The sequence below is a fragment of the Caulobacter sp. D5 genome (assembly GCF_003185805.1).
Lineage (GTDB): Bacteria > Pseudomonadota > Alphaproteobacteria > Caulobacterales > Caulobacteraceae > Caulobacter.
The window spans coordinates 1-9,824 of record NZ_QHJY01000291.1; the positions used below are offsets into that span (position 1 = coordinate 1).

Genomic DNA, 9,824 nt, shown 5'->3' on the forward strand with positions numbered 1-9,824 from the left:
GAAAAAGGCGGGCGTGCGGAGGGAAGGTGAGGACGGTGGCGATCGTCCGGCATCTGCACCGGTCGTTAGGATTCGATGCGGTAGCTGGCGGTGAGGACAACCTTGAGGTGATTATGCATCCCACGCTCGAAAGCGCCGCCCTGAAGATGGACCTGCTGCTGCAGTTGCTGGAGGGGAACGACAGTAACGCGTCCTTGTTCCGAAGTGGCGAGGGGCGGGCGTCGGTGCGCGCGCTCAGCGCCGAATTGCGGCGGATGTCGCGGGAGTTGGATTTGGCGCCGCGCGAGGGCGTCGCCATGCAGATGCTGGTGCGCGCTTCCGGCATGGGACGAGACAGCGCGCTCGACGAGATCCGGACCTGGTTGAAGGGCGCCCAGAGCGTGACGTTGTGCGACCCATTCTTGTTCCACTCGCCTACACCTGCCTATCCGAGCAACGAAGCCTATGCCGATGCGGTGGTGAAGCTGTTTCCGCCCTCGGCCACGAAGGTCACGCTCTATTTCAACGGCTATGAGGAAGCGATCAGGACGCTCATTTGGCCCCGGCTGAAGGAGGGCCGTTCGGTGACCCTGGTCAATACCAGCCAGGTTCATGACCGCTTTGTTGGGCGGGATGAAGTCGTGAGGCTCGTCGGAACGTCGCTGGGCGGCTTGGGTAACAAGCTCTCGGTGATCGTCGATCTGGAACCGGAAGACGCCAGGGGCGTGCTTGGGACGCTTGAGGCGCTGAAGGAAACGGCGCGCGAGAGAATCCGGCATCAGCGCAGTGAGGCTGCGATCTGGATCCCGGCCGAGGCCTAACAGCCTGTCGACGGGATAGCGGCGTAACCAAAAAGGGCGGCCCGCGAAGGCCGCCCTTTCCGTGTTTCCCCAGGCGCCAGATCCCGTGACCGGGTTCTGGCGGCTCGGATCAGAACTTCGCCCGCAGGGTCACGCCGTAGGTGCGCGGCGCGCCGAGGAAGGCGTCGTAGGTGATGGTGTCCTTGGAGGACGAGTAGGTCGGCGAGGTCGCCGAGAGGCCCGACGAGCCTTGCAGCGGCCCGTTGAACACCACCTGGTAGTATTCCTCGTCGAACAGGTTCTGGGCCCACAGCTCGGCGGTCCACTTGTCGTCCGCGTCGCCGATGCCGATGCGGGCGTTGACCACCGTGTAGGCGTCCTGGTGCTTCAGCGGGAACAGGTCCGAGCCGGTGTTGTAGTCCGACACGTACTTGGCGCCGATGTTGTACTTGGCCTTCAGGGTCGAGCCGACCGGGTGGCTGTAGCTGATCGAGGCCGAACCCGACCATTCCGGCGCGAACGACACCTGGCTGCCGGGCAGCAGCGACAGGGCGTTGTTCGGGTCGTTCGGGATCGACTGATCGCCGTACTCGGTCTTGGCGTAGGTCAGGCCGCTCTGGATGGTCAGGCCGCGCAGCGGGGTGAACCACAGGAAGTCGGCGTCGACGCCCTTGGAGGTCACTTCCGGCACCGAGCGCACCGCGAACGAGGTGCCCAGGAAGGTGTTCAGCTGGAAGTCGGTGAACTTCTGATAGAAGCCCGTGAAGTTCAGCAGCACCGAGCGGTTGAACAGGGTGTTCTTGACGCCGATTTCATAGCTGTCGACGAATTCGGCCGGGAACGAGGTGTCGTAGATCGGCACCACGCCGTTGCCGCCGCTCTGCGTGCCGTTCGACGACTGGGTGCGGTCGAGGTTGTAGCCGCCGCCCTTGTAGCCGCGGGCCGCCGACGCATAGGCGAACACCGACGGGTTGAAGCGGTAGGAGGCCTTGACCGTGCCGGTCCATTCGCGGTCGGTGCGGCTTTGCTGGGTGCCGCGGCCGTTGAACAGCGGGTTGGCCCAGGGCAGGCACATGTTGCCGACGACGGTCGAGACCAGGGTGGTGCCGGTCGAGGTGGCGAACAGGGCCGCCGGCACGCCGCGGGCGACCAGCTGCTGGGCGACGCGGGTCTGGCCCGCGGTGGTCAGCAGGGCCGCGCAGCCCGGCGCGGAGCCGGTCTGGTAGGTGTCCAGGTCCTTGCTCTCGGAGGTGTAGCGCAGGCCCAGGGTGATATCGAAGGCGTCGGTGACCTTCAGGGTGTTGTTGGTGAACAGCGCCACGGTCTTGGAGCGCTGGTTGTAGGTGTCGTGCAGGCCGGTGCCGGTCGGGAACGAGCTGCCGTAGGTCAGGGCCGTCACCTGCGAGGCGAACAGCGCGCTGTTGGCCTGGTTGACGGTGATCCCGGCGGTGGCCAGCGAGCTGGCGATGCCCGACAGGATGATCGTCGACATGTAGGCTTCGTAGTCGGCCCCGAACTTGAAGTTGGCTTCGTTGTCGAGGCGCTCGTCGGCCAGGAAGGCGCCGACCAGCCAGTTGAGGCGCTCGGTGTTCCCCGCCAGACGCAGTTCCTGGGTGTAGGTGGTGAACTCGGCGTAGTTGGTGCCGTCCTTGGCGCGGTAGGTGATGTCGGCGGCGGTGAAGTCGCTGTCCTGGCCGGTGTCGGTGCGCCAGTTACGGATGGCGCTGATCGAGGTCAGGGTGCCGATCGGCAGGTCGATGTCGGCCTGCAGCGAGATCCCCTTGTCTTCCACTTCCTGCGGCGAGCCGCGGTTGGAATAGGCCACGCGCTTGAACGGGTCGGCCGGATTGGCGATGCCGGTGCCGGTGCTGAGGGCGTTGACCACGGCGTAGGTCGGGCCGGTGCGGATCTGCACGGCGCCGCAGCAGTTTTCGTCGCGCTTGGTGTAGTCGGCGATCAGCTTGAAGGTGGCGTTGTCGTCCGGCACGAACAGCAGCTGGCCGCGCACGGTGTAGAAGTTCTGGTCGGCGTCTTCCTTCTCGGTGCTGGGGCCTTCGCCCGTCACCACCGTGTTGAAGCCGTCGCGCTTGCGGGCGGCGGCGTACAGGCGCCCGGCCCACTTGTCGCTGCCGAACAGCGGCCCGGTGACCGAGGCGGCCAGGCCCTTGGCGTCGTAGTTGCCGACCGTGGCCTCGACATTGGCCCCGAAGCCGAACTCCGGCTCCTTGGTGATGATGTTGATGACGCCGGCCGAGGTGTTCTTGCCGAACAGGGTGCCCTGCGGGCCCTTCAGCACCTCGATGCGCTCCATCTCGCCCAGGTCGCCGAACGACACGCCGTTGCGGGGGCGGTAGACGCCGTCGATCACCACGCCGACCGAGCTTTCCAGGCCGGGGTTGTCGCCGACCGTGCCGACGCCGCGGATGCGGGCGGTGGTCGAGGCTTCCGACGTGGTCGAGGTCACGGTCAGGCCCGGGGTCAGGATCGTCAGGTCCTTGATGTCCTTGACGCCCGTGTCCTGCAGCAGCTTGGCGCCGACCGCGGTGACCACCACCGGGGTGTCCTGCAGGTTCTGCTCGCGCTTCTGGGCGGTGACGATGATGCTGTCGACGGTGAGGGTTTCGGGCTCCTGGGCGGCCGCCGCGGCCGTGTCCTGAGCATGGGCGACGCCGATCGCGGCGACGCCCGCGAGCACGACGGCGGACGCCGTGCCGCGAAGCACCTGGGTAAAGCGCATTTCCTACCTCGGTTCGTTATGACGAGAGCGCTTGCACCGCCCCCGCCGGCTTTTTGATTGGCCTACACCCGAACGATTGTTCGAATGGACAGCCAATGGTTATGGGCGGTCCGGATGCTCGGCAAGCGAAATCCTTGCTGGAACACGGATCGGGAGTTGCTGTTGCGAAACTGCGACAGCGTTATGTGAACATCCGCGCTTTCTTAAAACCGTGCGGCGGGGGCGGGCTTCTTGCGCGCGGGCGCCGCCGGGCGCATCTGGCGCACATGCCGGTCTCCGAACGCTATCGCCCCGATCCCCGATTCGCCGACCTCGTCGCGCAGGCGGGCGAGTTCGCAGACCCCGTCGCCCCGGCCGACTTTCCGCAGACGATCCTGCGCTTCCGCAACGACCGCGCGGCCGCCACGGTGGGCCTGGCGGGCCTGACCGACGCCGAGTGGCTGACCCATTTCGCGCGCTTCCAGGCCTTGCCGGACAATCAGTCGCGGCCGTTGGCCATGCGCTATCACGGCCACCAGTTCCGTTCGTACAACCCCGAGCTCGGCGACGGCCGGGGCTTCCTGTTCGCGCAAGCGCGGGAGGCCGGGTCGGACCGCCTGCTGGATCTGGCCACCAAGGGCTCGGGCCAGACCCCCTGGTCGCGCCACGGCGACGGCCGGCTGACTCTGAAGGGCGGGGTGCGCGAAATCCTGGCCGCCGGCCTGCTCGAAGCACTGGGCGTGCCCACCTCGCGCGCCTTCTCGCTGGTCGAGACCGGCGAGGCCCTGACCCGCGGCGACGAGCCCAGCCCCACCCGCTCGGCGGTGCTGACCAGGCTGTCGCACAGCCACATCCGCTTCGGGACCTTCCAGCGCCTGGCCTATTTCGAGCGCGCCGACCTGATCACGGCGATGGTCGACCACGTGGTCGAGACCTATTTCCCGCATCTCGCCGACGCCCCCGACCGGCCGACGGCGATGTTCCAGGAGGTGGTGGCCCGCACCGCCCGCCTGGTCGCCCGCTGGATGGCCGCCGGCTTCGTGCACGGGGTGCTCAACACCGACAACATGGTCGTCACCGGCGAGAGCTTCGACTACGGCCCCTGGCGCTTCCTGCCGGGCAACGATCCCAACTTCACGGCCGCCTATTTCGACCATTCGGGCCTCTACAGCTTCGGCCGCCAGCCGGAGGCGGGGTTCTGGAACCTGCAGCAGCTGGCCGCCTGCCTGGCGCTGGTCTGCCCCGACCAGTCGGGCCTGATCGCCGCCCTCAACGGCTTCTCGGCCGCCTATCGCGACGCCCTGCGCGAGGCCGTGATCGCCCGCCTGGCCGTGAAGAGCCGGGGCGAGGAGGCCGATGTCGAGCTGGTCAACGCCGCCTTCAAGGCCTTGGCCGAGGGGACCAGGCTTGCCGGCGGCGAGGCCCTGCGCTGGGAGCCGTTCTTCTTCGACTGGTTCGGCGGCGAGGCCTCGCAAGGCCGCGCCCTGGAGGGGCCGCGCGGCGCGCTCTACCAGGACCCGGTCTTCGCCGACTTCCGCGCCCGCCTCTCGGCCTTCGAGCCGGATCGTCCGGAGCGCCTGGAAAACCCCGTGTTCGGACGAATCGAGCCGGAAGAGCTGCTGATCGACGAGGTCGAGGCCCTGTGGGCCCCGATCGCCGACGCCGACGACTGGGCGCCGCTGAACGACAAACTCGCGCGGATCGAGACCACGAGGCTGGCCTACAACCTCGACCAGTGACATAAGTTTGAGGCAATTATGCCGCATGCTGAGTTTTCCGGCGGGCTGGCCGGAACAAACGTCACGCTAGCGGTTTAAGCGACCTGGACGGCGGTCTATCAACCCCGCGGCCGACCCCTCCCGGGGGACAAGGCGGGCTCAGAGGTGGAGAAAAACGCATGCGCATCTTCCAACCGATCCTGCTGGTCTGCGCCGTGGCCCTGTCGTTCATCGGCGCCCTCGGCATCCCCGGCTGCGCCCGCGCCATCGGCGAAGCGCTCTCGGCCGGACCGGAACTGGCTTAAGCCCAGATGCTCCCCCTGAAGGGGGAGCTGTCGCGGAGCGACTGAGGGGGAAGTCGCTGTTGATTCAGCGACACCTCACGCCGGCATGTGCTTCCCCCTCCGGCCCTCCGGGCCACCTCCCCCTTCAGGGGGAGGGTCTTGTGGTCGGCCCCTCCTGCGGAGAGGGACATATCTGCCACACCGCCCGCAACTTCCGCGCGCGCCGCTCGCGCGACCCCTGGCGCGGCTTCGCATAACCCTGTAATCGCCCGCCTCCCGATGAGGATCCGCAAGACCATGGCGCGCAAAGCCCCAGTCATGACCGTCAGCTACCAACTGGACCGCCAGGTCGAGGGTAATGACGTGTGCATGCTGGAGGGGAAGACGGCCTAGGTCCGAAAGGATTTCGGGAAGTACGAAGAAAAACCCCTCCTGGCCTTGGCCGGAGGGGTTTTTCGTTTTGCGCGGAAATTCCTCCGACCATGACGCCGGGAGGGGCGGATTGGAAAGGAGAAGCCCATGAGCGGCTTCACGCACATCGAAAGCGAAGGCGCGCCGATCAAGGCGTGGACCCAAGGCGTGCCGATCGAGGACTCGGCGCTCAAGCAGCTGCGCAACGTCGCCAGCCTGCCGTTCATCCACAAGCACGTGGCGGTGATGCCCGACGTGCACTGGGGGATGGGCGCCACCGTCGGCTCGGTGATCCCGACCTGGAAGGCGATCATCCCGGCCGCCGTGGGCGTCGACATCGGCTGCGGCATGATGGCGGTGCGCACCTCGATCCGCGCCGAGCATCTTCCGGACAACCTGTTCGGCGTGCGCTCGGCCATCGAGGCCGCGGTGCCGCACGGCCGCACCGACAACGGCGGGCGCAACGACAAGGGCGCCTGGCAGACCGAGCCCCCGGCGATCGCCGCGGAGAAGTGGGCGGGTCTGAAGGAGGGCTACGACGACATCGTCGCCCGCAACCCCAAGGCCGGCCACCCGCGCGGCTACGGGCACCTGGGCACCCTGGGCACGGGCAACCACTTCGTCGAGCTGTGCCTCGACGAGGCCGGCGACGTCTGGGTGATGCTGCACTCGGGCTCGCGGGGCGTGGGCAACCGCTTCGGCACGTTCTTCATCGAGCGGGCCAAGCACGAGATGCGCCGCTGGTTCGTCAACCTGCCCGACGAGGACCTCGCCTACTTCGCCGAGGGCTCGGACGGCTTCGTCGACTACGTGCGGGCCGTGGCCTGGGCCCAGAAGTACGCCCGGGCCAACCGCGAGGTGATGATGCACGAGGTGCTGGGGGTGCTGCGCGCGCACTTCCCGGATCTGGTGGTGACGGAGGAAGCGGTGAACTGCCACCACAACTACGTCAGCAAGGAGAAGCACTTCGGCAAGGAGGTCTACCTCACCCGCAAGGGCGCGGTGTCGGCCAAGGCCGGAGAGCTGGGCATCATTCCCGGCTCGATGGGCGCCAAGTCGTTCATCGTGCGCGGCAAGGGCAACCCGGACTCGTTCTGCACCTGCTCCCACGGGGCCGGGCGGGCGATGAGCCGCAACGAAGCCAAGCGCCGGTTCACCGTGGCCGACCACATGGCCGCCACGGCCGGCGTCGAGTGCCGCAAGGACGAAGGCGTGATCGACGAAACCCCGATGGCCTACAAGGACATCGACGCCGTCATGGCCGCCCAGAGCGACCTGGTGGAAATCGTCCACACCCTGCGCCAGGTGGTGTGCGTGAAGGGCTAGCAGGACGCCGTCCGGTCGAGAGACCGGGCGGCGTTTTGCTGTGGGGGAGACTCTTCTCGGACCTTGAGAAGGGTACGCATGTCGGTTTGGGCTAGAGCCTGAGCAGCTTTACTTCGAACTGGCCGCCGCCTTGGATCTTGGGTTGAGCGGGGATGGGCCCCAATTGGGCTTCCAGCGCCTGTCGGATGAAAGGCGGGATTTTCTCGTAAATCATTTCGTAGGAGATCTGCATCGTCCCTTTGAAAACATCGTCCTCCACGTAGCCCACCGCCTCGGTGAGAGCGCTCATTCGAAAGCCAAACGGCATCGGTGTTTTCCCAAGGCCCATGACGGCGATCGGCGTCCCTGCGGGCGTGTGGCTTTCGAAGAAGTTTTGGAAAATCGACGGTCGATTGCGGATGGTGGAAATATACTCGTCGCCACAATAGAAATCGTAGTCATCTTCCCTTTTCAGGAGCGCGTTGACCTCTCCCATCATCGGCGCGGCCTTCGCCATGTTCAGGGCGGCGTGCAACCGACCGTCCTCGGCTCGGCTCACCCGTCCTGAGGTGATCGGTAGCTCCAGGCCGTTGATCCCGTCCATGTTTAGTAGGGGATGGTTGCCAACGTGGTCCTCGTAGCGGACAAACCCGCCTATGATCTGGACCGAGGACGGAAGGCCGGCACCTAGCGGCTTTCCGCCATCGGGGACTAGCAGGCGCACCTTGCGCTTGATGGCGTCCGGCGAGACAAGATTGCTGAGGGCTAAGAAGATTTCCTCCCCGTCCTCGAATGACCAGGCCATCAACGGAGCGTCGAGCGAACTGGTTCTATACAGTTGGAATTTGCGGCCATTCGTCACCAAGAAATAGAGCGCGGCGACTTCAGGGTGAGCCGCGTAGGTGTGGGCCTGCTCAACAGTATCTCGGGTGATGTCCTCTCCCGGCGCTTTGACCTCAACGACCCATCGGCCGAAGGAAGCCACCTCAAGGATATAGTCGGCCCGGCCAACGAGCTCAGGATCCTTCTTAGGACTTTTGCGGCCCAGGAACGCCTTGCCGTAGCGGAAGGTCTGCTCAGTACGGATGGCCGCTTCCGTACCGTGCGCGTAGCCCAGTCGCTGCAGTAAGGGCCTGACGATGACCTCGCGCACGTCCGTTTCGTTCATATCCTCGAACTTGGGCATCCCCATACACCTTGTAGCATCGCCCAAGTCGGCGGCGCGTGAAGTTTGACAACATCATGCGCCAGATTCGGTCGCTTCGGCGATGTGAGGTTCGCTCGACGCGTCTCCGGCGAATGTCGCTTTCCTAGAGGCGCGCCAACGGTAGCAATTGGCGCGACATGTAAAAGGCGAGCGGCGCCTTGCATACAAGGTTTGCGGGTGTCACGGTGCGGCTATGCGCACCGTCAAGTTTGCAAAAGGCGCCCGGCGTCAGGTCGAAGTTTGTAGTTCTGCTTGGGTGGATCTGCTTGGCTACGGGGATATGATTGACGCAGCTGGATTCGATCCCTTGTCAGAAAAGGCGCAACAGGCACTTGATCGAATACATGCATTTCAACGTGTATTAGCTCAACATAGTGGTCAGCTATTCTCTTCATTTGTAATGAACGACGGTGCCGCGATTCACCGTGACCTTTCGCCCCGAACTCATTCTGTGACGGACGATTTCATCAGCCGTTGCTGGGCGCTCTACAAATCGGTCGATTCAATCGAGAAAGACACCGGGCAGCCCGGAGCAAGAATGATTGTGGCGGCAGGGCTGAGAGCTCGCCCAATCGTCCGAGAGGCTCGCGCGACACATCGTAGGTCACTTTTGGACCGATTGGAGAGCGGCGTAATCACACCGCAACAAGCAGTTAGTGAAGCGGTGGCTGTTCCCCGGAATTCCGATGTGGTGCCAGAGTTTCAGGGAAATTTCGCTCTGACTCGAGCTTACATGGCTGATGCGGGAGGATCGCGCGTAGGCCTTCCTGGACCTGCCTTCTATCTCGACGCCGCGCTTGTCACAGCCCCTGTGCCCGCGTGGCTGAATGTCTCACGTGAGATCGCTTGGACATGGAAAAGCATGTCGACGACCTTTCTTGAAATCAGCGAAATCAAGAGATGGCGCGGCGCTCACCGGGAGGGCGCGTTGAATGCCATTCAAGTGGCGGAGCGCCTCACCGGCGATGCCGAATACGGGGAAAAACTACAAACGGTTCGGGTGAAAACTCCGCGGGTATCTGGGCCGCTAAAAGGCCTCTAAAGCCGCTAGGCGACAAGTTCCCCTAGTAAATGTCGCGTTCTCGGAGGGGGGCTTAGGTCCGCTGGTGGTGCCCGCTGGCCACTACGCCTCCTCCCAATCCGCCAGCACCCCCGCCCGCGCCAAGCTTCCGAACAGCCGCTGCACGTTGCCGGCGTTCGTCCGGGCCATCTCGACCACCCTCGTAACCATCGTCGCCGGCAGCGCCGCGACCACGCCGTCGGCTTCGCGGCGGCAGAAGCCCAGCGTCTCCAGTTCGGCCACGCGGCGGCGGACGGTTTCTCTCGGCAGGTTGAGGGCGGCGGCGAGGGCGGCGACGCGGGTGGGGCGGCCCAGGCGGGCGAGGCCGCCGGCCGGGTCGGGGT

General features: G+C 65.4%; 8 protein-coding genes. 5 read left to right on the forward strand and 3 right to left on the reverse strand.

The window, feature by feature from the left end:
- Positions 1-800 (forward strand): hypothetical protein (locus DMC18_RS18115; protein ID WP_233248211.1); only part of this gene is annotated, 800 nt, incomplete at its 5' end.
- A 109-nt stretch (positions 801-909) separates the two neighbouring features.
- Here the strand turns inward: DMC18_RS18115 and DMC18_RS18120 are convergent.
- Positions 910-3,516 (reverse strand): TonB-dependent receptor, encoded by a 2,607-nt coding sequence (locus tag DMC18_RS18120; RefSeq protein WP_110120499.1) that lies wholly within the window; start codon positions 3,514-3,516, stop codon positions 910-912.
- Between the two features lie 266 nt (positions 3,517-3,782).
- Between DMC18_RS18120 and DMC18_RS18125 the strand changes: the two genes are divergently transcribed.
- The 3 genes from DMC18_RS18125 (at position 3,783) to DMC18_RS18135 (ending at position 7,234) form a co-directional block, all read left to right on the forward strand.
- The gene (locus DMC18_RS18125) at positions 3,783-5,234 is read left to right on the forward strand and encodes a protein adenylyltransferase SelO (RefSeq protein WP_110120498.1); all 1,452 of its coding nucleotides are present in this window, start codon (positions 3,783-3,785) and stop codon (positions 5,232-5,234) included.
- A gap of 158 nt (positions 5,235-5,392) precedes the next feature.
- A complete protein-coding gene (locus DMC18_RS18130; protein WP_110133177.1) occupies positions 5,393-5,518 on the forward strand; it encodes a hypothetical protein in 126 nt (41 codons plus the stop codon).
- Between the two features lie 498 nt (positions 5,519-6,016).
- Positions 6,017-7,234, forward strand: coding sequence for an RtcB family protein (locus DMC18_RS18135; protein WP_110120496.1), 1,218 nt, complete (start codon positions 6,017-6,019; stop codon positions 7,232-7,234).
- Between the two features lie 91 nt (positions 7,235-7,325).
- Here the strand turns inward: DMC18_RS18135 and DMC18_RS18140 are convergent, their stop codons facing one another.
- Entirely contained in the window at positions 7,326-8,399 is a 1,074-nt protein-coding gene (locus tag DMC18_RS18140) for a type I restriction enzyme HsdR N-terminal domain-containing protein (protein WP_158285931.1), read from the reverse strand.
- Positions 8,400-8,613: 214 nt separating this feature from the next.
- On the opposite strand from DMC18_RS18140, the gene DMC18_RS25685 reads away from it, so the two are divergent.
- A complete protein-coding gene (locus DMC18_RS25685; protein ID WP_146218126.1) occupies positions 8,614-9,462 on the forward strand; it encodes a hypothetical protein in 849 nt (282 codons plus the stop codon).
- 81 nt (positions 9,463-9,543) lie between these two features.
- Here DMC18_RS25685 and DMC18_RS18145 read toward each other — a convergent pair.
- The coding region (locus DMC18_RS18145) for a helix-turn-helix domain-containing protein (protein WP_146218127.1) at positions 9,544-9,824 on the reverse strand (281 nt) is incomplete at its 5' end.